At 73.1% G+C, this 26,742-nt stretch carries 20 protein-coding genes; 3 read left to right on the top strand and 17 right to left on the bottom strand.

Annotation, left to right across the window (positions count from 1 at the left end):
- Positions 1–162 precede the first annotated feature (162 nt).
- The 4 genes from OEIGOIKO_RS27910 to OEIGOIKO_RS41840 all read right to left on the bottom strand — a co-directional run bounded on the left by OEIGOIKO_RS27910 (position 163) and on the right by OEIGOIKO_RS41840 (position 3,312).
- Entirely contained in the window at positions 163–2,064 is a 1,902-nt protein-coding gene (locus OEIGOIKO_RS27910) for an LCP family protein (protein ID WP_125056298.1), read from the bottom strand.
- 60 nt (positions 2,065–2,124) lie between these two features.
- Entirely contained in the window at positions 2,125–2,754 is a 630-nt protein-coding gene (gene nadD, locus OEIGOIKO_RS27905) for a nicotinate-nucleotide adenylyltransferase (RefSeq protein ID WP_050510248.1), read from the bottom strand.
- 52 nt (positions 2,755–2,806) lie between these two features.
- On the bottom strand, positions 2,807–2,968 hold the full coding sequence (locus tag OEIGOIKO_RS41845; RefSeq protein ID WP_031001894.1) for a hypothetical protein: 162 nt from the start codon (positions 2,966–2,968) through the stop codon (positions 2,807–2,809).
- A 167-nt stretch (positions 2,969–3,135) separates the two neighbouring features.
- Positions 3,136–3,312, bottom strand: a complete 177-nt coding sequence (locus tag OEIGOIKO_RS41840) for a hypothetical protein (RefSeq protein ID WP_170251882.1) — start codon at positions 3,310–3,312, stop codon at positions 3,136–3,138.
- A gap of 140 nt (positions 3,313–3,452) precedes the next feature.
- Here OEIGOIKO_RS41840 and OEIGOIKO_RS27900 point away from each other — a divergent pair, with 140 nt between their 5' ends.
- A complete protein-coding gene (locus tag OEIGOIKO_RS27900; RefSeq protein ID WP_125056297.1) occupies positions 3,453–4,571 on the top strand; it encodes a M48 family metallopeptidase in 1,119 nt (372 codons plus the stop codon).
- Here OEIGOIKO_RS27900 and OEIGOIKO_RS41835 read toward each other — a convergent pair.
- The 13 genes from OEIGOIKO_RS41835 to OEIGOIKO_RS27835 form a co-directional block, all read right to left on the bottom strand.
- Positions 4,534–5,694: an SCO2583 family membrane protein gene (locus OEIGOIKO_RS41835; protein WP_176602592.1), complete on the bottom strand. Its 1,161-nt coding sequence runs from the start codon at positions 5,692–5,694 to the stop codon at positions 4,534–4,536. The two genes, OEIGOIKO_RS27900 and OEIGOIKO_RS41835, sit on opposite strands and share 38 nt — an antisense overlap.
- Before the next feature lie 226 nt (positions 5,695–5,920).
- Positions 5,921–6,553: an SCO2584 family spore wall biosynthesis protein gene (locus OEIGOIKO_RS27890; RefSeq protein ID WP_125056296.1), complete on the bottom strand. Its 633-nt coding sequence runs from the start codon at positions 6,551–6,553 to the stop codon at positions 5,921–5,923.
- Positions 6,554–6,719: 166 nt separating this feature from the next.
- The gene (locus OEIGOIKO_RS27885; protein WP_125056295.1) at positions 6,720–7,988 is read right to left on the bottom strand and encodes a glutamate-5-semialdehyde dehydrogenase; all 1,269 of its coding nucleotides are present in this window, start codon (positions 7,986–7,988) and stop codon (positions 6,720–6,722) included.
- Between the two features lie 134 nt (positions 7,989–8,122).
- Positions 8,123–8,620 carry a hypothetical protein gene (locus OEIGOIKO_RS27880; protein WP_030020521.1) on the bottom strand — a complete coding sequence of 166 codons (498 nt, stop codon included), beginning with the start codon at positions 8,618–8,620 and terminating at the stop codon, positions 8,123–8,125.
- Positions 8,621–8,977: 357 nt separating this feature from the next.
- Positions 8,978–10,096 carry a glutamate 5-kinase gene (gene proB / locus OEIGOIKO_RS27875; RefSeq protein ID WP_125056294.1) on the bottom strand — a complete coding sequence of 373 codons (1,119 nt, stop codon included), beginning with the start codon at positions 10,094–10,096 and terminating at the stop codon, positions 8,978–8,980.
- A gap of 164 nt (positions 10,097–10,260) precedes the next feature.
- Positions 10,261–11,697 carry a GTPase ObgE gene (obgE, locus tag OEIGOIKO_RS27870; protein ID WP_125056293.1) on the bottom strand — a complete coding sequence of 479 codons (1,437 nt, stop codon included), beginning with the start codon at positions 11,695–11,697 and terminating at the stop codon, positions 10,261–10,263.
- A gap of 142 nt (positions 11,698–11,839) precedes the next feature.
- Complete coding sequence (gene rpmA / locus OEIGOIKO_RS27865) at positions 11,840–12,097, bottom strand: 50S ribosomal protein L27 (RefSeq protein ID WP_030020524.1); 258 nt, start codon at positions 12,095–12,097, stop codon at positions 11,840–11,842.
- 14 nt (positions 12,098–12,111) lie between these two features.
- A complete protein-coding gene (rplU, locus tag OEIGOIKO_RS27860; RefSeq protein WP_031001886.1) occupies positions 12,112–12,432 on the bottom strand; it encodes a 50S ribosomal protein L21 in 321 nt (106 codons plus the stop codon).
- A 226-nt stretch (positions 12,433–12,658) separates the two neighbouring features.
- Entirely contained in the window at positions 12,659–16,672 is a 4,014-nt protein-coding gene (locus tag OEIGOIKO_RS27855) for an Rne/Rng family ribonuclease (protein WP_125056292.1), read from the bottom strand.
- A gap of 250 nt (positions 16,673–16,922) precedes the next feature.
- The gene (locus OEIGOIKO_RS27850) at positions 16,923–17,666 is read right to left on the bottom strand and encodes a TIGR03936 family radical SAM-associated protein (RefSeq protein WP_125056291.1); all 744 of its coding nucleotides are present in this window, start codon (positions 17,664–17,666) and stop codon (positions 16,923–16,925) included.
- A gap of 118 nt (positions 17,667–17,784) precedes the next feature.
- Complete coding sequence (locus tag OEIGOIKO_RS27845; protein ID WP_246177564.1) at positions 17,785–19,005, bottom strand: hypothetical protein; 1,221 nt, start codon at positions 19,003–19,005, stop codon at positions 17,785–17,787.
- A gap of 106 nt (positions 19,006–19,111) precedes the next feature.
- Positions 19,112–21,040 carry a TIGR03960 family B12-binding radical SAM protein gene (locus tag OEIGOIKO_RS27840; RefSeq protein WP_125056290.1) on the bottom strand — a complete coding sequence of 643 codons (1,929 nt, stop codon included), beginning with the start codon at positions 21,038–21,040 and terminating at the stop codon, positions 19,112–19,114.
- A gap of 190 nt (positions 21,041–21,230) precedes the next feature.
- Positions 21,231–23,033, bottom strand: a complete 1,803-nt coding sequence (locus tag OEIGOIKO_RS27835; RefSeq protein WP_125056289.1) for a CYTH and CHAD domain-containing protein — start codon at positions 23,031–23,033, stop codon at positions 21,231–21,233.
- A 297-nt stretch (positions 23,034–23,330) separates the two neighbouring features.
- Between OEIGOIKO_RS27835 and OEIGOIKO_RS27830 the strand changes: the two genes are divergently transcribed.
- Both OEIGOIKO_RS27830 and OEIGOIKO_RS27825 read left to right on the top strand, forming a co-directional pair.
- Complete coding sequence (locus OEIGOIKO_RS27830) at positions 23,331–24,710, top strand: family 2B encapsulin nanocompartment shell protein (protein ID WP_125056288.1); 1,380 nt, start codon at positions 23,331–23,333, stop codon at positions 24,708–24,710.
- Positions 24,697–26,559, top strand: a complete 1,863-nt coding sequence (locus OEIGOIKO_RS27825) for a cysteine desulfurase (RefSeq protein ID WP_125056287.1) — start codon at positions 24,697–24,699, stop codon at positions 26,557–26,559. Before OEIGOIKO_RS27830 ends, OEIGOIKO_RS27825 begins: the two co-directional genes overlap by 14 nt.
- The last annotated feature ends 183 nt before the right edge of the window (positions 26,560–26,742 follow it).

The following is a 26,742-nucleotide window of genomic DNA, read 5'->3' as shown; positions in this document are numbered from 1 at the left end:
AGGTACCCACCAAGGGTCTCACGGACCGCCGACACTCCCCTCGGGCTTTACGGGCCGGGCCCCACAGGCCCCACAGGCCCGGATGCGGCCGAAGGCGGTACGGGCGCCGTGCCCCGTACCGCCCCCGGCTCGCCGGGCACCGGCCTTCCGGTCCGGTGCCCCTCAGCCCTTGTAGTCCTGCCCCAGCACCACCGTCACGTCGGCGTTCGAGGCGGTCTTGCCCTGCTTGACCGCGCCGGCCGGCAGACCCAGCGTCTTGGCGGCCTCCTCGGCCTTCGCCTTCTGGGCGGCGTCCGCGTACGTGACCTCGGAGGCCGGCCTGGCCGCCGCGGTGCCGCCTTCGACGAACGAGTACCCGCCGTTGACCAGGGCGATCCGCGCCTTGTCGGTCGCTTCCTTCTTGCCGGTGGCGTTCTGGACGCTGACCCTCGGGGTCGAGCTGGGGTCGGCCTTCTTGACCGTGCCGCCGAGCACCTCCTTGACCACACCGTCCGCCGCCTGCCGGCTCAGCGTGCCGTCCTGCTGCACCGGCAGCAGGGTGGTCCCGTAGGCGCCGGACTTCGCCAGCTCTGCGCGCTGCGCGAGCGAGCTGCCCAGTTCCGCCTCGGTGAGCGGCGGGTCCAGCACCTGGAGCAGCGACTTCACGGTGGCCGTGGCGCCGTCCGCGTCGCTGGAGACCTTCTTCAGGGTGGCCTGCATCACCTGGCCGAAGCGCTCCAGCTGCTTGGTCTGCGGTTCGCCGGGCGCCTGGAACGTGGCGTACGCCACGGCCGCCTGGCCGTTCAGCTCCTGGCTCTTGCCCTGCTTGACGAGGGGGCCGTCGCCCTTCTTGGCGCCGGGGACGGTGGTGTCGGTGTCCAGCGTGATGCCGCCGGTCGTCTCGACCAGGTTCTCCAGGTACGGGGTGTCCAGCCGCCAGCTGGCCTTGATGTCGGCACCGAAGAGGGTGTTCAGGGCCTCCCTGGTGGGGTCGATGCCCTGGTCCTTGACCGACTTGGCCAGCGTCGTGGACCCGCCGTCCTCGGTGGAGACCGCCAGGCTGTTCGGGAGCAGGACGGTGGTGCCCTTGTGGGTGCTCTCGTTGTCCACGAGGAGCGCGGTGGAGCTGTTGCCCTTGGGGTCCTTCAGGTGCACGACGAGCACATCGCGCTTCTGTCCGGCGCCCCCGGCCTCCTTGCCCGCCCCGGCCCCCGAGAGGCCGGGCAGCTTGCCCGCCCACCAGAGATAGCCGACGCCGCCGAGGAGCAGCAGGACCAGCAGCACGATCAGCATGACCTTGCGGCTGCGGCCGCGCCGCTTGGCCTCCTCACGCCGCTCGGTACGGCTCTCGGTGAACTTGAGCCAGTCGATGACGTCCTCGGACTCCTCGGCCGGCTCCTCGATGAACGAGAACTGCTCGGTGCGGTAGTCCGTACCGCCCGCAGCGCCCCCGGGGCCCTGTGCGGCCTCCTGAGCCGACGCACGGCCCGTGGCTCCCGCGGCCCCCGGTGCCCCGTCGTGCGGGGCCTGCGTGGCGCTCTCCCGGGCGGGCTGCCCGTACGGCTGGTGCTCCGGCTCCTGGTAGGAGACCTGCTCGTACGAGGGCTGCGCCGACTGCTGCGGGATCCAGCCTTGCTGATGCTGCTGCTGATGTTGCTGCGGGGTCTGCTGCGGTGCTTGTTGCTGCGGCACACCGTGCTGCTGAGTCTGCTGGGGCTGGTGGAACTGCTGGGGCTGTCCGTACGGGTCGTACTGCTGCTGGTACTCCGCCTGCTGAGGCGTCTGCTGCGGCACCTGCTGATGGCCGTACGGGTCGTAGCCGTAACCCTGGCCCGCTCCCTGCTGCTCCGGGATCTGCTGCCCGGCGCCCGGCTGCCCGCCCGGCTGCCGGCCGTACGGGTCGTACGGACCCGGAGCACCGTACGGGTCGTAGCCCACCGGCTGCCCGTACTGGTCGTACGCGGCCTGCTGCGGCGCTTCCGGGTACACCGGCTGCCCGTAGGCGTCGTAGGTGTACCCCGGCTGCCCCTGCTGGTCCTGGGCATACGGGTCCCGCGGCACGTACGGGTCGTGTCGGTCGTTCACCGGTGCCCCTTTCCGTGAGCCCCGTCGGCGGTCGTCGTCGGCGGCCGTCGGCAACAGATGTCAACGGCCGTCGTGGCCGGTCAGGTCCTCGCGGTACAGGTCGCGCTTGTCGATGTAGCGCACGACGCCGTCCGGCACCAGATACCAGACCGGGTCCCCCTGGGCGACGCGCGCCCGGCAGTCGGTCGAGGAGATGGCCAGCGCCGGCACCTCGACCAGGGACACCGCCCCTTCGGGGAGCCCGGGGTCGGCGAGTATGTGCCCGGGCCTGGTCACCCCGATGAAGTGGGCGAGTGAGAACAGCTCCGGCGCGTCGTGCCAGGTCAGGATCTGGCCGAGCGCGTCGGCGCCGGTGATGAAGAAGAGGTCCGCGTCACGGTGCTGCTCGTGCAGCTCCCGCAGCGTGTCGATGGTGTACGTCTTGCCGCCGCGGTCGATGTCGATCCGGCTGACGGAGAACTGCGGGTTGGACGCGGTCGCGATGACCGTCATCAGATAGCGGTCCTCGGCCGGCGACACCGTCTTGTGGCTCTTCTGCCACGGCTGCCCGGTCGGGACGAATATGACCTCGTCGAGGTGGAACTGGCTGGCCACCTCGCTGGCGGCGACCAGGTGTCCGTGATGGATCGGGTCGAACGTCCCGCCCATCACTCCGAGCCGCCGCTTCACGGGCCCTGTCTGCTCTCCCATGCGTGCAGACCCTACTGGGCGCTGCGCGGTGCCGGGGTCCCGGTGCCCGCCCTCAGCGGTCCCGGTTGAAGCGGGTGGTGATCCAGAGCAGCAGGAGCAGGGCGATCAGGGCGCCGCCACCCGTGACGAACGGGTTCAGGCTCTCGTGCGCGCCGCCCTCCTGACCGCCTTCGGCGAGGGTGACCAGGTGCTGTGCGGTGGTGTGCAGGCTCATCGTCGGCAGAACCAATCCGGGATGGGGTCGGACAGAGACTTCCGCCACATCGTATGCGCGAGCTCACCCGTGTCTCACGCCGACTCCGCCGGGAGGGCGTTCGCACGCCCGTCCGCGGGGCTGTTCCGGGCCCGCGGGCGGGTGGGCCGTCCGGGACAGGGGCGGGGTCAGTCCCGGTCGTCGCGGTCGCTGTGGTCGTCCTTCCCGTAATTGCGCAGCAGGACCCATGCGAGGAACACCGCGCCGAGGATGCCGACGATCAGGACGGTGCGCAGGATCCACCCCGGGCCGTCGTTCTTCGAGGTCTCCGCCGCGGCGGCGAGCAGCACGCTCGGGTTCGGCATGGCTGAAGCGCTCCCTTTGTACGGGCATGTGGGCATCTGCGGGCCCCGGTGCGCTCGCCAGCGTACGCCTGGGCATCCAAATGGCTGTCAGTGGCGTCCTCTAGTCTGAATCACACGCAGTCGAACAGGGGGAGGCCCCAATGACGGAGAGCCCAGGCGGCAGCGAGCGCGTACCGAGCCGGGACCGCAGGCGGTTCCCCGGAATCTCGTCCCGCGCCTACGAGCACCCGGCGGACCGTTCCGCGCTCGTGGCCCTGCGCAAGCTCAGCGGGTTCGACACCGTCTTCAAGACGCTCAGCGGCCTGTTGCCGGAGCGCAGCCTGCGGCTGCTGTTCCTGTCGGACTCGGTGCGCGTCAGCGACCAGCAGTTCACGCATCTCAACGACATGCTGCGGGACGCCTGTTACATCCTGGACCTGGAGAAGGTCCCGCCGATGTACGTGAACCAGGACCCGGTGCCGAACGCCATGTGCATCGGGCTGGACGAGCCGATCATCGTCCTGACCACCGGCCTGGTCGAGCTGCTCGACGAGGAGGAGATGCGCGCGGTCATCGGCCACGAGGTCGGCCACGCGCTGTCCGGTCACGCGGTGTACCGCACGATCCTGCTGTTCCTGACGAACCTGGCGCTGAAGATCGCCTGGATTCCGCTGGGCAACGTCGCGATCATGGCGATAGTGACGGCGCTGCGCGAGTGGTTCCGCAAGTCGGAGCTGTCGGCCGACCGGGCCGGACTGCTGGTCGGGCAGGACCTGCAGGCGTCCATGCGCGGACTGATGAAGCTGGCCGGCGGCAACCACCTGCACGAGATGAACGTGGACGCGTTCCTGAAGCAGGCCGAGGAGTACGAGGCGGGCGGCGACCTGCGCGACTCCGTGCTGAAGGTGCTGAACATGCTGCCGCGCAGCCACCCGTTCACCACCGTGCGGGCGGCCGAGCTGAAGAAGTGGGCGGCCAGCCGCGACTACCAGCGCATCATGGACGGCCACTACCCGCGCAGGGACGAGGACAAGGACACCTCGGTGTCCGAATCCTTCCGTGAGTCCGCCGCGCACTACGCCGAGTCGGTGCGTACCAGCAAGGACCCGCTGATGGGCCTGGTGCGCGACATAGCCGGCGGCGCCGGTGACCTCGGCGGCAAGCTGCGGGACACGGTCTTCCGCGGCGGCTCCCGGCCCGGGACCTCCGGAGGCTCCGGCGGCGCGAACGGGTCGGACGGCGCTAACGGTCCGGACGAGCCGGGCCCGGCTGGGAAGTAGCCGCCAGCTTTCCGCACAGCCCCGTGTTCGAACGGCCGCGGGCGTACGGGTCGGTGGCCGCCGGCCCGGCGTCCCCGGCCCGCTGCCCCGCGAGCAGCGGCCGCAAGGTGCTCGACGCGTCGGCGGAGCAGGACATCGGCCCTGCCTGGAGGCTGCTCTGGAGCACCTCCAGGCGGTGGTCGTCCAGGTCGTCGCGGCTGATCCGGAAGCGCAGTTCGCGGCGGACGGTGAACAGCGAGGCGGCGGGGGCCTGTTGCCCCGCCGCGGCCTTGACACCGGCCCCGGCCCCCGCACCGGCACGGGCCCCGGCGCCCGCAGCAGCACCAGCACCAGCACCAGCAGGACGTACCGCGTAGGCGAAGGTGAAGTCGGCGCTCACCTCCAGCGCGTCCGCGCCGACCTCGGTGGCCGACAGGGTGCCGCTCACCCGTACATCGGTGTCGGCCAGCTCCACCTCGTCCGGATCGAAGCGGGTCAGCCAGCCGGTGGCCGCGTGCCGCCCGTCGTCGGCCGGGTGGGCCAGGCTCCGGTCGAACTGGTCGAGTTGGCCGGGATCGAGCAGCAGCCCCACCGGCCGTACGGAGCCGCCCGTCAGGGTGGCCGGGTCGATCGAGGAGCGCACGAGGTAGTCCTTGGCGAGGGTCAGGGCGGAGACGACCTGGCCGTCCGAGAAGTGCTCGGTCCGCGAGACCGCGGGCAGGTTCACGCCCGCCGCGCCGATGCGGTACTGCGCCGCGGGACCGCGCGCGAAGAGGTCGGCCGGCTTGCCGCCCGGCACGGCGCCGTCCGGCGCCAGCGGCACGACCGTGGACCGCAGCGGCTCCGCCGCCATCGGCTCGGGGGGCCGGTAGGGGTGGCGGACCCCCATGTAGATCGCGGTGCCGAAGGCGATGACGATCAGCAGGGCGAGGAGCACGGCCTGCCGGGCGCCGCCGAGCCGCGCCCAGGCGTGCCGGGTGCGTACGGCCCGTGCGTGGTCCTCCATGCGCTCCCTCGCCGAGTACTCCTGAAGGCGTGCAGCTCGTACGAACGATTCGTCGAAGACGACGGATCGGTATTCGTCCTCTCCGCCTCCCGCGGCGCCCTCGGGGGTCCCTTCGGGAGGGTCACCAGCACCGGCCATACCACAAGAGTAGGTCTGTGGAGGCGCCGGTAAACGCCCTGGTACGGGACAAGTTCGGCGGATTCTGCCGGAGCTGTGCCCCCCGCTTGCGGCGGCCGGACCCGCTCACGGGAGCCGCCCGGCGCCCCCGGAGGCACACGGACCGCGGGCCTCAACTGCTGCGCGCCTCCCGGATCTCAGCCGGTGCGCGGCTCCCGCCTCTCAGCCGTCGCACGGCTCCCGGAACTCAGCCGGTGCGCGGAGCGGCGGAAGCGGGTGGCGGCGTCGACTCGGCCGACGCGGACGCCGACGGCACCAGGCTGGAACGCACGGGCGGTACGCCGTCCACCCCGCTGGTCGCGGGCGGCGGCGCCGGAGTCTGCGTGCGCCCGCCGGACGCGCCGCGGTAGACCGCGGAGAAGGCGAGCGCGACGAGACCGATGCCCATGAGGACGGCGAGTACCCAGGCCACCGGGCGGTGCCAGCGGACGCTGCCCCGGTACGGGCGCAGGGCGCCGCCGTACGGGCCGTACGGACCGTGGGGGCCGTACGCGTCCGGGTCGGCGGGCCGCTCGCGGGCGGCGCCGGTGCCACGGCCGTAGCGGCGGCCCGTGGCGCGGGGCCGGCCGTCCGGGTCATCGGCGTCCGGGTCGGTGCCGTACCCCGGGCGGGCGCGGGCGGCGTCGGCCTCGGCGCGTGCCTGGGCGGCGGCCAGCATCCGTTCCACCGCGGTGGGTTCGTGGAAGCGCGCGGACCGCACGAAGTCCTCGTCGAGGACCACGGAGGCGAAGTCCTCGTCCGCTTCCCCGTGGCTCGGCTGACTGTGCTCGTCGGGCTCCTCGCCGTCCGGGAACGGCTTGCCCCCCACGTCGTCCGGCACCCGTCCAGACTAGCCCGGCCCGGTCGGTCGTGGGCGGGTAGCACGGGAATTCGGCCGCGGACCGGAGCGCGGCACCCGTCCCCGCCCCGCGCGAGACCCCTGCCCGGCCCACGCGAGACCCCGAGCAAGTCTCCAACCCTCCCGAGTTCCCGGCCCGCCCGTACGGTCAGCGCGTGTGACCGTCCCCGGTGACGACGTACTTCGTCGAGGTCAGCTCCGGCAGCCCCATCGGGCCGCGGGCGTGCAGCTTCTGCGTCGAGATGCCGATCTCGGCGCCGAACCCGAACTGGCTGCCGTCGGTGAAGCGGGTGGACGCGTTGACCGCGACCGTCGTGGAGTCCACGAGCTGGGTGAACCGGCGGGCCGCCGCCTGCGAGGTGGTGACGATCGCCTCGGTGTGCCCGGAGGACCAGCGGCGGATGTGCGCCACGGCGGCGTCCAGGTCCTGCACGACGGCCGCGGCGATGTCGTACGAGAGGTACTCGGCCGCCCAGTCCTCGTCCGTGGCCGGCGCGACCAGGCCGGGACCGGCCTGCTGCCAGGCCGTGTCGCCGTGCACGATCACCCCGGCCTGGGTCAGCGCCTCCAGCGCCCGCGGCAGGAACGTCTCCGCGATGCCGGCGTGCACCAGGACCGTCTCGGCGGCGTTGCAGACGCTGGGCCGCTGCGCCTTGGAGTTGATCAGGATGTCCAGCGCCATGTCGATGTCGGCGTGCTCGTCCACGTACACATGGCAGTTGCCGGTGCCGGTCTCGATCACCGGGACCGTGGACTCCTCGACGACCGTACGGATCAGCGAGGCACCGCCGCGCGGGATCAGCACGTCCACCAGGCCGCGCGCCCGCATCAGCTCGCGCACCGAGTCCCGGCTCTCCCCCGGCACCAGCTGGACGACATCGGCCGGCAGCCCGACGCTCGCCACCGCGTCCCGCAGCACCTCGACCAGCGCCGTGTTCGAGGCGTAGGCGGAGGACGAGCCGCGCAGCAGCACCGCGTTGCCCGCCTTCAGGCACAGCGCGGCGGCGTCCACGGTCACGTTCGGCCGGGCCTCGTAGATGATGCCGACGACGCCCAGCGGGACGCGGACCTGCCGCAGGTCGAGGCCGTTGGGCAGGGTGGAGCCGCGCAGCACCTCGCCGACCGGGTCGGGCAGTGCCACCACGTCCCGGACGTCGGCGGCCATCGCGGTGACCCGCTCGGGGGTCAGGGTGAGCCGGTCCACCAGGGACTCGCCGGTGCCCGCGGCCCGTGCCTTGGCGACGTCCCCGGCGTTGGCGGCGACGATCTCTTCGGTACGGGCCACCAGGGCGTCGGCGATGGCGAGCAGCGCGCCGTCGCGCGCGGTGCGCGGCTGCGGCGCCAGGACGGCCGCCGCCTCCTTGGCGCGCCGGGCGGTCTCGATGACGGGTGAGGAGTGCGCTGATTCGCTGGTCATGGCGGAAAGCGTAACCGGGCGGCGGCGTGCGGCCCGGTCACGTTCCATCTGGCAAGACGTCGTGGCCCGCGGCCGCCGGTGGGGCGCGGCGGGCCACCGGCCCACCACCGGTCGGGCCGGGGCCCGCACCGCCCTCAGTACGGATGCACCCCCACCCGGGACGCGGGCGGCGGCCCGTACCCCTCGGCGACGCGCTGGTGGTACGTCTCCCGGTCGATGACCTCCAGGCCGACGATCTCCCACGGCGGCAGCCCGGCCGAGGAGCGGTGTTCGCCCCACAGCCGCAGGGCGACCGCCGCGGCGTCGTGCAGGTCGCGGGCCTCTTCCCAGTAGCGGATCTCGGCGTGGTCGTTGGCGTAGCGGCTGGTCAGCAGGAAGGGGTGGTCGTGGGCGAGCTGTTCCAGTGCCCGCCGGACCTCCTGGACGGGGGCCTCGGCCCCCGAGACGCTGAGGGTCACGTGCCACAGCCGGGACGCCTCGCGGCGCCCGGGCGACGGCCGCTCGGACGTCGCCCGGCCCGGCCCGGCACGGTCCCCGGACGCGGACCCGCCGGCCGGTCCGGCGGGTCCGACGCTGGTCAGTGTGCGCTCCGCCGTCCCTCGGGGCAGCGCCCCTGAGCGCCCTCGTCTCACCGGCGGCCTCCTGTTATGCGTAGCGCTCCGCTCGTACCCACGGGGGCGGAGCCGATCGGTGCTGTCTTCCGTCACCGGCACCGGCCCGCCGCCGGGTGCGCCGCCGCGTACGGACCGCCCGAGTCACCGCGGATCGCGCTGCTCCGGGCCCCGGTCGCGGGCGGTTCCTCGGCAGTGGTCCGGCACTGCTGTCCCTCGGCGCGCACTCGCGCGCGGCGGACGGCGCTCCCCGGACGCCGTCCCCGCAACAAAGTTGACCAGCCCGCGGGCCGTCGCGGGGGCATTTTCGAGAAGGTCTCCGTGGAAAGGCTGGTCTTTGGACCTTTCCTGCCACTTGTTTCCCTGTTGTGACGGCCGTCAGTGGTGCAGTACGACCAGATCGTCCCGGTGCACGACCTCGCGTTCGTACGCGGGCCCCAGCTCGCGGGCGAGGTCACGGGTGGAGCGGCCGATCAGCCGCGGGATCTCCCGCGCGTCGAAGTTGACCAGGCCGCGGGCGACGGCGCGGCCCGCGGTGTCCCGGAGTTCGACCGGGTCGCCGGCGCTGAACTCCCCGTCCACCGAGGCGATACCGGCGGGCAGCAGCGAGGAGTGCCGTTCGACGACGGCCTCGACGGCGCCGTCGTCCAGCACCAGCGCGCCGCGCGGGGTGGAGGCGTGCGCCAGCCACAGCAGCCGGTCGGCGGAGCGGCGGCCGGTGCGCAGGAAGTGGGTGCCGGTGGGACCGCCGGCCAGGGCGTCGGCGGCGTGCACGGCGGAGGTCAGGACGACCGGGATACCGGCCGCGGCGGCGATCCGGGCCGCCTCGACCTTGGTGACCATGCCGCCGGTGCCGACGCCGGCCCGGCCGGCGCTGCCGATCGAGATGCCTTCCAGGTCGGCCGGGCCGCTCACCTGCGCGATCCGGGAGGTGCCGGGCAGGCTCGGGTCGCCGTCGTAGAGCCCGTCCACGTCCGAGAGCAGCACGAGCAGGTCGGCCCGTACGAGGTGGGCGACCAGGGCGGCCAGCCGGTCGTTGTCGCCGAAGCGGATCTCGTCGGTGGCGACGGTGTCGTTCTCGTTGACGATCGGCACGGCGCCCATGGCCAGCAACTGGTCCAGGGTCCGGAAGGCGTTGCGGTAGTGGGCGCGGCGGCTGGTGTCGTCCGAGGTGAGCAGGACCTGGCCGACGCGGCGGCCGTAGCGCGCGAAGGAGGCGGTGTAGCGGGCGACCAGCAGGCCCTGGCCGACGCTGGCGGCGGCCTGCTGCCGGGCCAGGTCGCGGGGCCGCCTGTCCAGGCCCAGCGGCGCCAGGCCCGCCGCGATGGCGCCGGAGGAGACCAGCACGATCTCCTTGTCCTGGTGCTTGGCCAGCACGTCCACCAGCGCGTCCACCCGGTCCGCGTCCAGGCCGCCGCTCGCCGTGGTCAGCGAGGACGAACCGACCTTGACCACGATCCTGCGGGCGTCCGTCACGTCCTGCCTTGCGCCTGCCACTGCCTACCCCTGTGCTCGCCTGTGCGCCGCCGCGTACGGACGGTCCCGGGTCCGGGAGGTTCCGGGTCCGGGAAGTTCCGTACGGGTGTTTCCGTACCACCGCAATCTACGGCAGGGGGACGGGCAGGCGCCCGCCGGATTCCCGGCGGGCGCCCGTCTGCCGCCTAGAACGGACGGAAGTCCTGGTACTCGTCCTCCGCCTCGTCCCGCGCCGCCTCGCGGTCGCGGCGGCGCTGCGCGGCCGGGCGCGGCGCCTCCATGCGGTGGTCCTCGCCACGGCGGCCGAGCATCTCGGCGCCCGCCGCCATCATCGGCTCCCAGTCGAAGACGACCGCGTTGTCCTCGGGGCCGATCGCGATGCCGTCGCCGGCCTGCGCGCCGACCTTGCGCAGCTGGTCCTCGACGCCGAGGCGGTTGAGGCGGTCGGCGAGGTAGCCGACGGCCTCGTCGTTGTTGAAGTCGGTCTGGCGCACCCAGCGCTCCGGCTTCTCGCCGCGGACACGGAAGAAGCCCTCGCCCTCCGGGGTGACCGTGAAGCCCGCGTCGTCCACCGCCTTCGGGCGGATGACGATACGGGTGGCTTCCTGGACGGGCTTGGCGGCGCGGGCCTCGGCGACGATGCCGGCCAGCGCGTACGACAGCTCCTTGAGGCCGGTGCGCGCGACGGCCGAGACCTCGAAGACGCGGTAGCCGCGCTCCTCCAGGTCGGGGCGGATCATGTCGGCGAGGTCCTGCCCGTCCGGGATGTCGATCTTGTTGAGGACGACCACCCGCGGCCGGTCGTCCAGACCGCCGTACTGGGCCAGCTCCGCCTCGATGATGTCCAGGTCGGAGACCGGGTCGCGGTCGGACTCCAGGGTCGCGGTGTCCAGGACGTGGACGAGCACCTCGCAGCGCTCCACGTGCCGCAGGAACTCCAGGCCCAGGCCCTTGCCCTGGCTGGCGCCGGGAATCAGGCCGGGGACGTCCGCGATGGTGTAGACGGTCGAACCGGCCGTGACCACGCCGAGGTTGGGCACCAGGGTGGTGAACGGGTAGTCGGCGATCTTCGGCTTGGCGGCCGAGAGCACCGAGATCAGCGAGGACTTGCCGGCGCTCGGGTAGCCGACCAGCGCGACGTCCGCGACGGTCTTGAGCTCCAGCACGATGTCGCGGGCCTCGCCGGGCTCGCCGAGCAGCGCGAAGCCGGGGGCCTTGCGGCGGGCGGAGGCCAGCGCGGCGTTGCCGAGGCCGCCGCGGCCGCCCTGTCCGGCGACGAAGGTGGTGCCCTGGCCGACCATGTCGGCGAGCACATTGCCCTTCTTGTCCAGCACGACGGTGCCGTCCGGGACGGGCAGGACCAGGTCCTGGCCGTTCTTGCCGGCGCGGTGGTCGCCGGCGCCGGGCTGGCCGTTGGTGGCCTTGCGGTGCGGGTGGTGGTGGTACTCCAGCAGCGTGGTGACGTCCTGGTCGACGACCAGGATCACGTCGCCGCCACGGCCGCCGTTGCCGCCGTCGGGGCCGCCGAGCGGCTTGAACTTCTCGCGCATCACGGAGGCCACGCCGTGGCCTCCGTTACCCGCGGCGACATGCAGCTCGACGCGGTCCACGAAGGTGGTCATGGTGGGGATGCCTCCAGATACGACGGAATTGTCTCTGTACTAACACGCCAAGGGCGGACCGGCCTTCCCGCGTACTGCGGGGAGAGGCGGTCCGCCCTCGGAGTGGTGCTGCTGAGCTATCGCTCGATGCCGAAGTGGTGGGTCACTCGGCGATCGGGACGATGTTCACGACCTTGCGGCCACGGTGGGTGCCGAACTGCACCGCACCCTCGGCCAGGGCGAACAGGGTGTCGTCGCCGCCACGGCCGACGCCCGTGCCCGGGTGGAAGTGGGTGCCGCGCTGGCGGACCAGGATCTCACCGGCGAGGACGGCCTGACCGCCGAAGCGCTTCACGCCGAGCCGCTGAGCATTGGAATCGCGACCGTTCCGAGTGGACGATGCGCCCTTCTTGTGTGCCATGTCTCCTCAGTCCCTTACTTCGCCGGCGAGTCGATGCCGGTGATCTTGATCGCCGTGTACTGCTGGCGGTGACCGATCCGCTTGCGGTAGCCGGTCTTGTTCTTGTACTTCAGGATGTCGATCTTGGCGCCCTTGTGGTGGTCCACAATCTCCGCCTGGACCTTCACCCCGGCCAGCACCCACGGGTCGCTGGTAACCGACTCGCCGTCGACGACGAGCAGCGTCGAGAGCTCGACCGCGTCGCCAACCTTGCCGGCAGAAATCTTGTCAACCTCGACGATGTCGCCGACAGCAACCTTGTGCTGGCGACCACCGCTACGCACGATTGCGTACACGCGGATCTCACTCTCTCGCTAGATACGGGACCACTGATGCCAGCCGCTCAACGGGTTCGTGAGATCCCGTGGAATCCGAGTGGACGAGCGGCCTCCCCCGGCGGACCGGGAGGTGTTTGCTCAGGGGTTTGGCGTACTACAGACGCCGACGGTCAAGGTTACGGGGCCTTGACCGGGGGGTCAAACCGGCCCCGGGCGCGTGGGCCCGGGGCACGGTCCGCCCCGCTCAGTCCTCCGTCGAAGCCGACACCGACGCGGCCGGGGCCTGCTCGGCGGCAGCGGTCTTCTTGGCCGCCGCCTTCTTCGTCGTGGTCTTCTTCGCGGTGGTCTTCTTGGTCGCGGCCTTCTTGGCCGGAGCCTTCTCCGCCGCGGCCTTCTTGGCGGTGGTCTTCTTCGCCGCCGTCTTCTTGGCCGTGGTGGTCTTCTTGGCAGCCGCCTTCTTCGCGGGCGCCTTCTTGGCCGCCTTCTTCGCCGCGGTCTTCTTGGCGGGCGCCTCCTCGGCGGCCTCCCCGGCTGCCTCGGCGGCGTCCGCGCTCACGGCGGCGTCGGTGCTCGCGGCAGCCTCAGCGGGAGCCTCCGCGGCCGGTTCGGCGGCCTCGGGGACCGCTTCGGCGGCCGGCTCGGGCGCGGGCTCGGCGACCGGCTCCGGTGCGGCTTCCGCCGCCGGGGCCGCGGTCTCCTCGGCAACCTTGGGCGAACCCGCGGGGGCGGTCGCCTTACGGGTCGCACGGCGGCGCGGACGGGCCGGCGCGGGCTCCGCGGCCGGCTCCGGCTCCACGACGGGCTCCGGCTCGGCGGCCGGCGCGGGCTCCGGGGCCTCCACCACGATCGCGGCGGCCTCGGACGCCTTGGGCGCGCCCGCCGGGGCGGACACCTTGCGGCTGGCGCGACGGCGGCCGCGGCCGCGTACGCCGCCGGCTGCCGCCTCGGCCTCCGCCGGGCTGCCGAACCACTCGTCGGTGCCGTCCACCGTCGGCTGCAGCTCCGCCTCGGTCACCGCGACGGGCTCCAGCTCCGGGTGCTCACCGGCCCGCGCGCTCTCCGCGTCCTGGTGCTCGTCGTGGTGCTGGTGGTCGTGCTGCTGCTGGTCCTGGCCGGACCCGCCGCCCTTGCCCTTCTTCTTGCGCTTGCCGCCGCCACCGCCGCCGGCCGAGGACGGCTGGTCCATGTGGACGATGACGCCACGGCCGTTGCAGTGCACGCACGGCTCGGAGAAGGACTCCAGCAGGCCCTGGCCGACCCGCTTACGGGTCATCTGGACCAGGCCCAGCGAGGTGACCTCGGCGACCTGGTGCTTCGTACGGTCGCGGCCCAGGCACTCCAGCATCCGCCGCAGCACCAGGTCCCGGTTGGACTCCAGCACCATGTCGATGAAGTCGATGACGACGATGCCGCCCAGGTCGCGCAGCCGCAGCTGGCGCACGATCTCCTCGGCCGCCTCCAGGTTGTTCCTGGTCACGGTCTCTTCGAGGTTGCCGCCCTGACCGGTGAACTTGCCGGTGTTGACGTCGATGACGACCATGGCCTCGGTCTTGTCGATCACCAGCGAACCGCCGGAGGGCAGCCAGACCTTGCGGTCCAGCGCCTTCATCAGCTGCTCGTCGATGCGGTACGTCGCGAAGACGTCGACGTCCGAGGTCCACTTCTGGAGCCGGTCGGCCAGGTCCGGCGCCACGTGCGAGACATAGCCGTGGATGGTCTGCCACGCCTCGTCGCCGCTGACGATGACCTTGGAGAAGTCCTCGTTGAAGATGTCGCGGACGACCCGGACGGTCATGTCGGGCTCGCCGTACAGCAGGCTCGGCGAGCTGGTGGAGCCCGCCTTGGCCTTCTTCTGGATGTCCTCCCACTGCGCCTGCAGGCGCTCCACGTCGCGGCGCAGCTCGTCCTCGCTGGCGCCCTCGGCGGCGGTACGGACGATGACGCCCGCGTCCTCGGGGACGATCTTCTTCAGGATCTGCTTCAGCCGCGCCCGCTCGGTGTCCGGCAGCTTGCGGCTGATGCCGGTCATCGAGCCCTCGGGCACGTAGACCAGGTAGCGGCCGGGCAGCGAGACCTGGCTGGTCAGGCGGGCGCCCTTGTGGCCGATCGGGTCCTTGGTGACCTGCACCAGCACGGACTGGCCGGACTTCAGCGCGGTCTCGATGCGGCGCGGCCCGTTGGCCATGCCGAGCGCCTCGAAGTTGACCTCGCCCGCGTACAGCACGGCGTTGCGGCCCTTGCCGATGTCGACGAAGGCGGCCTCCATCGACGGCAGGACGTTCTGCACCTTGCCGAGGTAGACGTTGCCGACGTACGAGGTCGCCTGCTCCTTGTTGACGAAGTGCTCGACGAGCACGTCGTCCTCCAGGACGCCGATCTGGGTGCGCTCGCCGCTCTGGCGGACGACCATCACGCGCTCGACGGCCTCGCGGCGCGCCAGGAACTCCGCCTCGGTGATGATCGGCACCCGGCGGCGGCCCTGCTCGCGGCCCTCGCGGCGGCGCTGCTTCTTGGCCTCCAGACGCGTCGAGCCCTTGATGGACTGGACCTCGTCGGACGGCTCGTCCTTCTTGCGGGGCTCGCGGACCTTGACGACCGTGCGCTCCGGGTCGTCGCCGCCCTGGGCGGCGTCCCCGTCGCCGAGGTCACCGCTGCGACGGCGGCGGCGACGGCGCCGGCGGCTGCTGCTGGAGCCGCCGCCCTGCTGGTCGTCGTCGTCCGCGGCGGGCGCGGCCTGCTCGGCCTGCTCCTCCTCGGCGGCCGGCTGCCCGGCGTCGGACGGCCGGTCCTCGCCTGACTGCTCGTCGCTGCCGTCGGCGGCCTCACCGCGACGGCGGCGGCGGCCTCCGCGACGGCGGCGGCGGGAAGGGCGGTCGCCCGACTCGTCGTCGCCCTGCGCGGCGTCGCGCTCGTCGTCGGTGTCGTCGTCGGAGTCGTCGGTGTCGTCCTGGACGTCCTGCGCGTTCTGGACGGGCTCGGCCTTCTCCGCCTTCGGCGCCTGCTCGGCCGCGGGCTGCTGCTCGGGCTCGGCGGCGGCACCCCGGCGGCGACGGCGGCGGCCGCCGGACGCGGGCTGCTCGTCCTGCTCGGCGGCGGGCTCCTCGGCGGCCTGCTCGGCCGCGGCCGCCGCGGCCGCGGCGGCGGTCTCCGGGGTCTGGAACATCGGCTCGGTGAAGACCGGCGCCTGGAACACGGCCGTCGGCGGGCGGCGGTCACGGCGGCGGGAGCCGCGGGCGGGCTCCTCCGGCGCGGCCTCGGCCTCGGCGCGCTGCTCGGCCGCGGGCTGCTCCTGCTGCGGGGCCTCGGCCGCACGGTCGGTACGACGGCGCGAGCGGCGGCGCGGGGCGTCACCGGAGCCGGACGCCGGAGCGGCGGGCGCCTCGGCGGTCTCGTCCCCGGAAGCGGCGGGCGCGGCGCTCTCCGTGGCGTCGCCCGCCTGCGGGGAGCCCGCGGGGGCGGTGGCCTTACGGGTGGCACGGCGGCGCGTACGGGCGGGCTTGGTGTCCTCGGCGGGCGCGGCCGGAGCCTCTGCCGGGGCCTGGGCCGCGGTGGTCTCCTCGGTCTCCTCGGCCTCGGCGTCCGCCTGGGCCGGGGCGGCCGCCTGCGGCTGCTCGGCGGCGGGCTGCGGCGAACCGGCGGGCGCGGTGGCCTTACGGGTCGCACGGCGGCGCGTACGGGCGGGCTTGGCGTCGTCGGACGCGGCGGGCTGCTCCGGGGCGGCGGGCGCGGCGGCCTGCTCACCGGACGCGGCCTGCGCCTCCGGGGCGGGCGTCGCGGCGGGCGTCTCGGCGGCCGGCGAGCCTGCGGGGGCGGAGGCACGGCGGGTGGCGCGGCGGCGCGGGCGGGCGCTCGGCGCCTCGTCCTCGGCGGCCGGCTGCGTCTCCTGCGGGGCCGGCGCGGCGGCGGGCACCTCGGCGGGGGCCGGCGCGGCCTCGGCCGCCTGCGGGGAGCCCGCGGGGGCGGTGGCCTTACGGGTGGCGCGGCGGCGGGTGCGCGCCGGCTTGGCGTCGTCGCCGGAGACGACCGTGGAGGCGGCGCTCTGGTCGTCCGGCGCGGCGCTCACGGCCGCGCTGCCGGTGCCGCTGTCCGCGGTCACCGGGCTCCCGGCGGCGGCGCTCGCCGCCCCCGAGGGCGGGCCGGCCGGCCGGGAGGCGGCGCGGCGCCGACGGCGCGGCGGCAGCGTGTCGCTGGGGGTGCCGCCCTCGGAGGACTGCTCCGAAGGGCCGCTGGGTTCGTTGGGCTCAATGGGTTCGAGCATGCGGGCGGTTCTCCCGTCACGCTCCCGGGCGCCGCGCCTGGATCCGGACGCGGCCCGCCGGTGCTGCACGGTGCCGCCCTCCGGGGCGCGGGCGCCGCACGGGAGCTGTCGTCTCGCTCGCCGGGCCCTTAGGTCGGGACCGGCGAAAGTCTGCTGGTCAGTGCGTCTGCCGGGCCGGGGTGGCTCCCTGGCTGATCGGCGACGCGACGACGGCGGTCCTGTGACAGGACCGTCCGGCGCCTCGCGGCACTCAGCCGGCGGCCGTTGTTGTGCCGGCCTCGGCAGCGTCGCGGTCGGGCGCGAGCGGGTCGGTCACCGCGCCGGTCTCCTCATCGAGCAGCCCCTGCGCCAGCCTGGTCACCGCTGCGGGGACCGGCGGCGCCAGGTCGGCCGTAGCTCGGAGGCCGGACAGGACGTCGTCGGGTCGTACGGCAGGTGTCAAATGCCGAACAACCAGCCGCAGTATCGCACAGGCTTTGCCGTCCGGCCTATCGCCCTCGGGGGCGACGGCTTCCAGGCGGGTGACCGCGCCGCGCGCGTCGAAGGTCCGCATGCCGTTCTTCGTACGGCGTTCGACCTGCACTTCCTCGGCGGCGAGGAACATCTCGGCGGCCCGGGCCGCCTCGGCCGGCTCGACGCCGTCGAGCCGCAGCTCCCACACCGACGCCTGCAGCCGGTCGGCGAGACCGGAGGTACGGGCCTCCACCGCGTCGGTGATGTCCAGACCCGTCGGCAGCGACTCGTTCAGCAGCTCCCGGAGCGTTGCCGGATCGCGGCGCTCGGCGAGCTGGATCTCCAGGTACTCGGCCTCGCTGCCCGTACCGGTCGGCGCGGCGTTGGCGTACGACACCTTGGGGTGCGGGGTGAAGCCCGCCGAATACGCCATGGGAACCTCGGCGCGGCGCAGCGCCCGCTCGAAAGCGCGCTGGAAGTCGCGGTGGCTGGTGAACCGGAGGCGGCCGCGCTTGGTGTAGCGCAGTCGGATGCGCTGCACCGCCGGTGCGGGCGGCGGGCCTTCGGGCTGTCGCTTGCCCAGTGTTACTTCTCCTTGGTGTGAGGGCGCTGCCGGACGTCACCCCGCGCGGGGCGGGGACGGTCCGTCCGGATGACGCCTACCCGGCGTCGCCCGGTCCGGGTCCCCGCCCAGGCGAGGACACGTCGCGCCCGGACGTCTTACCTAGAGTACGTGCCCGCGGTACCGCGGGTTCCCGCCGGGGCTGCGGCACCGCGGCGCGCTCCGGCCGCCCCGGTGCTCCGAACAGGGCCCGGCGGAGGTCGGCACGGGTCTGCCGTACGGACTGCCGGGCGGCCGCCAGCGCCTGCCGTACGGACCGGCCGGCCGCACCCGCCGCACGCCGCACCGGGCGCCACAGGCCGTCCCGTACGGCATGGCCCACCGGGGTGAGGACGGTGCGGTACAGCAGGCGGAACGGCTCGACGAAGATCCACCGCAGGAGTGTGCCGAGGGCCCGGCCGACGGCCCGGGACACGTACCCGGCCACCCGCCAGCAGTGCCCGAACGCGGCACCGGTCTCGCGCACCACGACGGTCACGGCGGCGCCGACCGCCCGGCCCACCGGGGCGAGCACGTACTGCCACACCGCGACCGCCGGGACGACGACCGTCCACCGTACGAGCGCGGCGACGGCGGCCGCGATACCGCGGGCCGCCCAGGCGGCACCGTGCCCGACAGGCGTCAGCACGTACCGGTAGCACCACTGGACAGGGAGCACGACCAGGTGCCGGCCGAGCCAGGCCAGTCCCGCACCCAGCCCGCGCACCAGCCGCCCGAAGCCGCCCCCGAGCCACCTGAAGGCGTGACCGACCGGAGTGAGCACCCATCGGTACACCCAGAGCGCCGGCACCACGACCAGGTGGTGGACCAGCCAAGCCACGGCCACCCCGACGGCCACCCCGACCGGCACCAGCACATACCGCCACAGAGCCGCCCACGGCCAGTAGAACAGCGCCTTGGCCAGCCAGAGCAACGCCGTACCGAACGCCCGTACGGTCCAGGCGACGCCGTGCCCGACCGGCGTGAGGACCCAGCGGTACGCCCAGGCCAGCGGCGCGACGACGAGGACGTGGCCCAGCCAGGACAGCCCGCGCCCCACGGGACGCAGCACCCCGCGGCGCAGGGCCCGGCCGCACACCGCGAGCGCGTCCCACACCATGCGCACCGGCACCACGAGCACCAGCACGACGATGCGCACCGGCAGCCGGACCACCCGGGTCAGGCACCCCTCCCCCGGCGCGTACCGCTCGGGCACCTGACGCGCCACCTGATGCTGCCCGTGCTCCTTGGACAGCGACGTCCCGCCCGTGGACTCCATGCGGTTTTCTCCCCCTCGCACCCGATATGGGCACTGACGCGCACATGCCCCGGCCCGGCCGCCGCATCGCTGCGGGGGCCGGGCCGGGGCACGAGCCGTGGAACGCTTACTTGTTGACGACCGACAGCGGCAGCAGCTTCTTGCCCGTCGGGCCGATCTGGATGTCGAGGTCGAGCTGAGGGCACACTCCGCAGTCGAAGCAAGGGGTCCAGCGGCAGTCCTCGACCTCGGTCTCGTCGAGGGCGTCCTGCCAGTCCTCCCAGAGCCAGTCCTTGTCCAGACCGGAGTCCAGGTGGTCCCAGGGCAGGACCTCCTCGTACGTGCGCTCGCGGGTGGTGTACCAGGCGACGTCGACGCCGTACGCGGGCAGCGTCTCCTCGGCGGCCTTCATCCAGCGGTCGTACGAGAAGTGCTCGCGCCAGCCGTCGAAGCGGCCGCCGCCCTCGTAGACGGCGCGGATGACCGAGCCGACGCGGCGGTCACCGCGCGAGAGCAGGCCCTCGACGATGCCGGGCTTGCCGTCGTGGTAGCGGAAGCCGATGGAGCGGCCGTACTTCTTGTCGCCGCGGATCTTGTCGCGCAGCTTCTCCAGGCGCGCGTCGGTCTCCTCGGCGGACAGCTGCGGCGCCCACTGGAAGGGGGTGTGCGGCTTGGGGACGAAGCCGCCGATGGAGACGGTGCAGCGGATGTCGTTGGAGTTGGCGACCTGGCGGCCCTTGGCGATGACGTTGACCGCCATGTCGCCGATCTGCAGGACGTCCTCGTCGGTCTCGGTGGGCAGGCCGCACATGAAGTACAGCTTCACCTGCCGCCAGCCGTTGCCGTAGGCCGTGGCGACCGTACGGATCAGGTCCTCCTCCGAGACCATCTTGTTGATGACCTTGCGCATCCGCTCGCTGCCGCCCTCGGGCGCGAAGGTCAGTCCCGAGCGTCGGCCGTTGCGCGTCAGCTCGTTGGCAAGATCGACGTTGAAGGCGTCGACACGGGTCGACGGCAGCGACAGGCCGATCTTGTCTTCCTCGTACCGGTCGGCGAGGCCCTTGGCGATGTCGCCGATCTCGGTGTGGTCCGCGGAGGACAGCGACAGCAGGCCGACCTCCTCGAATCCCGTGGCCTTCAGGCCCTTGTCCACCATCTCGCCGATGCCGGTGATGCTTCGCTCCCGCACGGGGCGCGTGATCATGCCTGCCTGGCAGAAACGGCAGCCGCGGGTGCAGCCACGGAAGATTTCGACCGACATCCGTTCGTGGACGGTCTCGGCCAGCGGGACGAGCGGCTGCTTGGGGTAGGGCCACTCGTCCAGGTCCATGACGGTGTGCTTGGACACCCGCCACGGGACGCCGGAGCGGTTCGGCACGACGCGCGAGATGCGCCCGTCGGCCAGGTACTCCACGTCGTAGAACTTGGGGACGTACACGCTGCCGGTCTTCGCGAGGCGGAACAGCAGCTCGTCACGGCCGCCCGGCCGGCCCTCGGCCTTCCAGGCGCGGATGATCTCGGTGATCTCCAGCACGGCCTGCTCGCCGTCACCGACCACCGCGCAGTCCAGGAAGTCGGCGATCGGCTCCGGATTGAACGCCGCGTGGCCGCCCGCGAGGATCAGCGGGTGGTCCTCCGTACGGTCCTTGGCCTCGATCGGGATGCCCGACAGGTCCAGGGCGGTGAGCAGGTTGGTGTAGCCCAGCTCGGTGGAGAAGGAGACGCCGAGTACGTCGAAGGCGCTGACCGGGCGGTGCGCGTCGACGGTGAACTGCGGCACGTCGTGCTCGCGCATCAGCGCTTCGAGGTCCGGCCAGACGCTGTACGTGCGCTCGGCCAGCACCCCCTCGCGCTCGTTGAGGACCTCGTACAGGATCATGACGCCCTGGTTGGGCAGCCCGACCTCGTAGGCGTCCGGGTACATGAGCGACCAGCGCACATCGCAGGAATCCCAGTCTTTGACGGTGGAGTTGAGCTCTCCACCGACGTACTGGATGGGCTTCTGGACATGCGGGAGAAGCGCTTCCAGGCGCGGGAAGACCGTCTCGACAGGCATCGCGGCGTCTTTCATGAGCTGGCAGGGGTGACCATCCAGCGTACCCCGGGAAAGCGGCCCTGTTGACGGGGACCACCCTGGTGGGCAAGGGGTGACGACGTGCGGACGGTGGGTCACCGGGCGGGGGCCCGCCGGGCGCGGCGCGGCGCCGCGGCCCGGTGGACCTCCTCTGCTCATCGCACGCGGTACGTCACCCGCGCAGCTTCCTGCGGTGCGCCGGCTTCGACGCCTTCCGCCACACCCCGGGCAGCTCCCGCTCCCGGGCCGCCGCGGCCGCCTCCTCCCGCCCGTACAGCAGTCCGAAACTGAAACCGCCCTCGCCCGCGCCGTGCGCCTGGACGGCGAGGTCCCGCAGCGCCGCGCGGGCCAGCACGCTGTCCTGGTGATCGCCGAGCAGCTGCTGCACCCGCTTCATGCGGGTGGCGAACTTCTTCGCCGGGCGGCCCAGCACCGGCGTCGCCGCCTCCGCCGCGTACCGCACCCGCTTGGCCGCCTTGCGGGCGGAGTGCAGCGCCTCGTCGCGCTCCGGCCCGGGCGGCGCCGCCAGCGCGGCCGCCATCCGCCTGTCCAGCCGCCGGTAGTCCTTGAGCACGGCCTTCACCATCACGCGCCCCGGCGGGCGGTCAGCGGCCGGGCGCAGCGGCGGGTCCGCCAGGAGTGCGTGCAGGCTCTCCAGCAACGTCAGGTGCCGCGTCCCGTCCAGGACCGCGAGCAGCGACTGCCGGGAGCCGAGACGGCGGCGCTGCGACCACAGGCGCAGGCGCGCGGCCACCGGGCCCATCCGCAGCTCGCGCGGCAGCTCCCCCAGCCCCTCCCGCAGCCGCTCCGCCAGCACCTCGCGGTCCCGGTCGACGCCCAACTCACCGGCCAGCCACTTCAGTTCGTCGCCGATCGGATCGGTCACCGACCGGTCCAGCACCGCGCCGTACGAGCGGAAGGCACTGCGCAGCCGGCGGGTGGCGACGCGCATCTGGTGCACCGAGTCGGGTACGTCCCGGCGGACGGCCGGGTCCAGCTCGACGAGAGAGCGGATCTGCTCACGGACGTACGCGAGGACGGCGTCACCGGCGGTACGGAGGTCGGCGGGCCGGGGGGACGCGTCGGCTTCCCCGGCTTTGCCGACCTTTCCGGGCTTGTCGGCCTTGCCGGGCTTGCTGGTCTTGGTGGACGCGCTCGTCTTGGTGGGTTTGCTCGTCTTGGCGGGCTTCCCGGTCGGGGAGGGCTTCCCCCGCTTCGTCTCCCCCTGCGGCGGCTGCTCCGCCTGCGCTGCCGTCTCGGCCGTCTCCGCCGTCTCCTCCAGCGCGCGGGCCAGCTTGGACGCCGAACTCGCGGGCCGTACTCCCGCGGCCGCGAGCACCTCCTCCACGGCGTCCAGGAGAGCGGGAGTCCCGTTCCCCACCAACTCCACCTCGATCTCGCGCCAGCGGACACCGACCGTCACCCGGCTCCCCGACGGCGCCTGGTCACGGTCCTGATCCCGGCTCCGGTCACGATCCTGGTCCTGGCCCTGGTCGCGCCCCTCCTCCCGGTCCGCACCGTCCACCGGCCCCGCACCGTCCACCCGGTGCGCCACCACCTCGTCGACCGCCACCTCTGCGACCGGCTCGCCCTGTTCGCTCTCCAGCACCCGCAGTGTGCGCCGGGTCCGAAGCTGCGCCACCGGCGCCAGCCGCGCGCCGCGCACCCGCGAGCGCACCAGCGCCGCGAGCTTCGGCGGCACCCGGTCGGCGAGCGGCGTGCGCACCTCGTCCCGTACACCGGGGGCGACCGGCAGCTTCAGGTGCCAGCCCGCGTCGCCGCCTCCGGTGCGCCGCCGCAGCGTGACGCCGTCGGCGGCGAGCCGCTGGTCCGGGGTGTCGTAGTAGGTGGCGAGCAGGACGACGGTGCCCTGGTCCGCGACGGCCGCGACCCCGGCGACGCCGGTCAGGTCGGGCAGTTCGGTGCTGTCGTCGGCCTCGTACTTTCGCTCGATCTCCCGCACGGTGTCCGCCATGGATCGAATCTAGCCGCGTGTGCGGCGCCGAGGCAGTCCCCGACCGGACGTTCTGGCGGTAGCGCGCCGTCCGCCGGAAGAGTTCCGGGCTGGCCACGCGGCGTCCGGCCCACAATCAGTTCATCTCTGTACGAACACCTGCGAATGCCCGATAGCTCCTTTCCGGCCGGTTGCGGAAATACGCCGTCTTGCCGTCGGCAGTTGCCGCTCGGACGATCGGTCCCCTCATCCCGCGTGCGGACCGCGGCGGCCACGAGGGCCGCGGTGCGTCGGCGCGCCCTTTCACGAGGAGGACCGATGACCACCAACGGCCGCCAGAGCCTCAGTCCCGACGCGGCACGGCAACTCGCCACCGCCACCAAGACCACGCCGCAGATGCGCGGCATCACCCCGCGCTATCTGCTGCGCGCCCTGCCGTGGGTGGACGTCGAGGCCGGTGTCTACCGCGTCAACCGCCGCCGTACGTTCATCCTCGGCGACGACCGGATCAGCACCTTCTCCGAGGGCGACAGCCACCGCATCGTGCCCGAGGATCTGCGGGAACTGCCGTTCCTGCGGCAGGCGGACGAGGGGCAGCTGCGCGAACTGGCCGAGACGTGCGACGAGGTGACCTTCGAGGCCGGGCAGTTACTGTGCTCGGAGAGCGACACCGCCGACCGGCTCTGGGTGCTCGTCCGGGGCCGCGCGGAGAAGCGGGTGACCGGCCGCTACGGCGAGGACGCGCTGCTGGAGATCGTCGGCGACGGCCAGTTCTTCGACCTGGAGGCCTGGGCGAAGGGCGAGACACTGCCGTACCGGGTCCGTACCCTCACCCCCGGTGTCGCGCTGTGCATCCACCGCTCCAAGCTGGCCGAACTGGCCGAGCGCGACGAGTCGTTGCGTACGTCGATGGAGTCCTACTGCTCCGGCGAAGGGCCCACCCCGGGCGCCGAGGCGCCGGTCGACCTGGCCTCCGGGCACGTCGGCGAACCGGTGCTGCCGGGCACGTACGTGGAGTACGAGGACACGCCGCGCGAGTACCACATGAGCCTCGCCCAGACCGTGCTGCGCGTGCACACCCGCGTCGCCGACCTGTACAACCAGCCCATCGACCAGACCCGGGCGCAGAGCAACCTGACCGTGCACGCGCTGCGTGAGCGGCAGGAGTCGATGATGCTCAACCACCCGGACTTCGGCCTGTTCAACCAGGTCGCGCCCGGGATGCGGGTACAGCCGCGCACCGGCTCGCCGACGCCGGACGACCTGGACGAGCTGCTGGCCAAGGTGTGGAAGCAGCCCGCGTACTTCGTGGCGCACCCGCGCGCGATCGCCGCGTTCGGGCGCGAATGTACCCGCCGGGGTGTGCCCCCGGTGACCGACACCCGGTTCGGCAGTCCGCTGCTGACCTGGCGCGGCGTGCCGCTGCTGCCGTCCGACAAGGTGGGCATCAACGGCGCGGGCACGACCGAGATCCTGCTGATGCGGGTGGGCGAGGCCGAGCAGGGCGTGGTGGGTCTGCGTCCCAGCTCGGTGCCCGACGAGGCGGAACCCGGCCTGTCCATCCGCAACATGGGCGTGGACCAGAAGGCCATCACCTCGTACCTGGTCACGGCCTACTTCAACACCGCCGTCCTGGTCGAGGACGCCCTGGCCGTCCTCCAGAACGTCGAGGTGTCCAAGTACCATGACTACTCCTGAGGTCACGGGGCTCACGGCACCGCTGAGCGCGCTCCTGGGCAAGGGGACGAAGACCGGCACCGCGGACCCGGCGGCGCCGTCCGCCGCTGCCACGGCCCCGGCCGTACCGGCGGACTCGGCACCCGGGACGTCAGCGGCCACCTCACCGGCCACGGCACCGAACATGGGCGCGGCGCCGGGCGCGGGGGCGACCGTCGTACCGGCCGCCGCCATGGCCGGCCTGCCGGGAATGCCACCGGTCCCGAGCGCGGGCTCCGGCACGGGCGGCGCGACGTCAAGTGCCGTTCCCGGTACGGCGTCAGCGGCCCCTGGCGCGGAGCACTACCTCGGCTTCGCCGCCGTCCCGGGCATGAGCGCGATCCCCGGAACGAGCGCGATCGCGGCTACGCAAACGGTCCCGGACCCGAACTCCGTTCCGGCCACGGGCACTGTCCCCGGCGTGGACGCGGTCCCGACCATGGGCACCGTCCCCGGCATGGACGCGATACCGACCACGGGCGCGACCCCCGCCGCCAGCGCCGTCCCGGCCCCCGAGACGGCCGCCACCGTCCCCACCACCCCGGCCGTTCCAGGCATTCCCGCCGCCGGCGCCGGCCCCGCTTCCGTCACCCAGCAGTTCCCCGGTGCCCAACGCGGCGCCTTCTCCCCCGAGATGGCGCGCCGCGACGTACCGATCCTGCACCGGCTGGTCAACGGCCGGCCGCTCGTGTGGCTCGACAACGGCGCCACCACGCAGAAGCCGCGCCAGGTGATCGAGGCCGTGGCCGCGTTCTACGGCTCGGCCAACTCCAACATCCACCGCGGTGCTCACACCATGGCCCGCGACGCCACCGCCCTGTACGAAGCGGGCCGGGCCGCCGTCGCGGACTTCCTGGGCGCCCCGTCCCCCGAGGAGATCGTCTTCGTCCGGGGCACCACCGAGGCGATCAACCTGGTCGCCCAGACGTGGGGGCGGGCCAACGTCGGCCCGGGCGACGACATCCTCGTCCCCGTACTGGAGCACCACTCCGACATCGTGCCCTGGCAGCAGCTCGCCGCCGAGACCCACGCCCGGGTGGTGCCGGTCCCGCTGCTGCCGGACGGACAGATCGACCAGTTCGCCTACGCCGACCTGCTGTCCTCCCGTACCCGCCTGGTGGCCGTCAGCCATGCCTCCAACGTGCTGGGCACCGTCCCGCCGGTGGCGGAGATGACGGCGCTGGCCCACCGCTACGGCGCCAAGGTGCTGGTGGACGGCGCGCAGGCGGTGGCTCACTTCCCGGTCGACGTGCAGGCTCTGGACGCCGACTTCTACGCCTTCTCCGGTCACAAGCTGTTCGCGCCCACGGGCATCGGCGCGCTGTACGCCAAGCCCGAGCTGCTGGCGTCGACGGCGCCGTGGCAGGGCGGCGGAAACATGATCGAGTCCGTTTCCTTCGACCGCACGACGTTCGCGCCCGCACCGCACCTCTTCGAGGCCGGTACGGGCCACATCTCCGGCGTGGTGGGGCTGCTCGCGGCCCTCGACTGGCTGTCGTCCTTCGACCACGAGGCCATCGCCGCGTACGAGACCCAGCTGCTGGCCTACGCGCAGCAGGTGCTGGCGGCCGTACCCGGTCTGCGGGTGCTGGGCGAGGCCCCCGACCGCATCGGGGTACTGGCCTTCACGCTCGCCGGGCACGACCCGACGGCGGTGGCGCAGGCCCTCGACCTGGAGGGCATCGCCGTCCGCTCGGGCCACCACTGCGCGCAGCCGGCCCTGGCCCACTACGGCCTGGACAGCGCCGTACGCGCCTCCCTGGCCCTCTACAACACTCCCGAGGAGGTGGACCAGCTGGCAGCCTCCTTGCTGCGCATCCAGCAGTCCTGACGCCTGTCCGCCGGTGTCCGTCCCGAGCTGCCAGCCGGGGCGGACACCGCCTTCGCGTGCGCAGTCCGGCTCGACGATGCTCCGCCGCCCCGCTCCTGACACTGCCCGGCCCCCGGTCCGCCCCCGTCCGCACCTGCCGGTACAGTGCGATCCTTGACCGGCGCACATCAGAACAGGGGGAAC

The sequence above is a fragment of the Streptomyces paromomycinus genome (assembly GCF_003865155.1).
Classification (GTDB): domain Bacteria; phylum Actinomycetota; class Actinomycetes; order Streptomycetales; family Streptomycetaceae; genus Streptomyces; species Streptomyces chrestomyceticus.
The sequence above is the reverse complement of the archived record's forward strand: the minus strand, read 5'-3'. Positions and strand labels throughout refer to the sequence as shown.

Coding starts and splice junctions, on each gene's coding strand:
- nadD (WP_050510248.1), bottom strand. CDS start 2,754: ATGGGAGAGCAGACAGGGCCCGTGAAGCGGCGGCTCGGAGTGATGGGC.
- OEIGOIKO_RS41845 (WP_031001894.1), bottom strand. CDS start 2,968: ATGAGCCTGCACACCACCGCACAGCACCTGGTCACCCTCGCCGAAGGC.
- OEIGOIKO_RS41840 (WP_170251882.1), bottom strand. CDS start 3,312: ATGCCGAACCCGAGCGTGCTGCTCGCCGCCGCGGCGGAGACCTCGAAG.
- OEIGOIKO_RS27900 (WP_125056297.1), top strand. CDS start 3,453: ATGACGGAGAGCCCAGGCGGCAGCGAGCGCGTACCGAGCCGGGACCGC.
- OEIGOIKO_RS41835 (WP_176602592.1), bottom strand. CDS start 5,694: ATGGCCGGTGCTGGTGACCCTCCCGAAGGGACCCCCGAGGGCGCCGCG.
- OEIGOIKO_RS27885 (WP_125056295.1), bottom strand. CDS start 7,988: ATGACCAGCGAATCAGCGCACTCCTCACCCGTCATCGAGACCGCCCGG.
- obgE (WP_125056293.1), bottom strand. CDS start 11,697: ATGACCACCTTCGTGGACCGCGTCGAGCTGCATGTCGCCGCGGGTAAC.
- rpmA (WP_030020524.1), bottom strand. CDS start 12,097: ATGGCACACAAGAAGGGCGCATCGTCCACTCGGAACGGTCGCGATTCC.
- OEIGOIKO_RS27855 (WP_125056292.1), bottom strand. CDS start 16,672: ATGCTCGAACCCATTGAGCCCAACGAACCCAGCGGCCCTTCGGAGCAG.
- OEIGOIKO_RS27845 (WP_246177564.1), bottom strand. CDS start 19,005: ATGGAGTCCACGGGCGGGACGTCGCTGTCCAAGGAGCACGGGCAGCAT.
- OEIGOIKO_RS27840 (WP_125056290.1), bottom strand. CDS start 21,040: ATGCCTGTCGAGACGGTCTTCCCGCGCCTGGAAGCGCTTCTCCCGCAT.
- OEIGOIKO_RS27835 (WP_125056289.1), bottom strand. CDS start 23,033: ATGGCGGACACCGTGCGGGAGATCGAGCGAAAGTACGAGGCCGACGAC.
- OEIGOIKO_RS27830 (WP_125056288.1), top strand. CDS start 23,331: ATGACCACCAACGGCCGCCAGAGCCTCAGTCCCGACGCGGCACGGCAA.
- OEIGOIKO_RS27825 (WP_125056287.1), top strand. CDS start 24,697: ATGACTACTCCTGAGGTCACGGGGCTCACGGCACCGCTGAGCGCGCTC.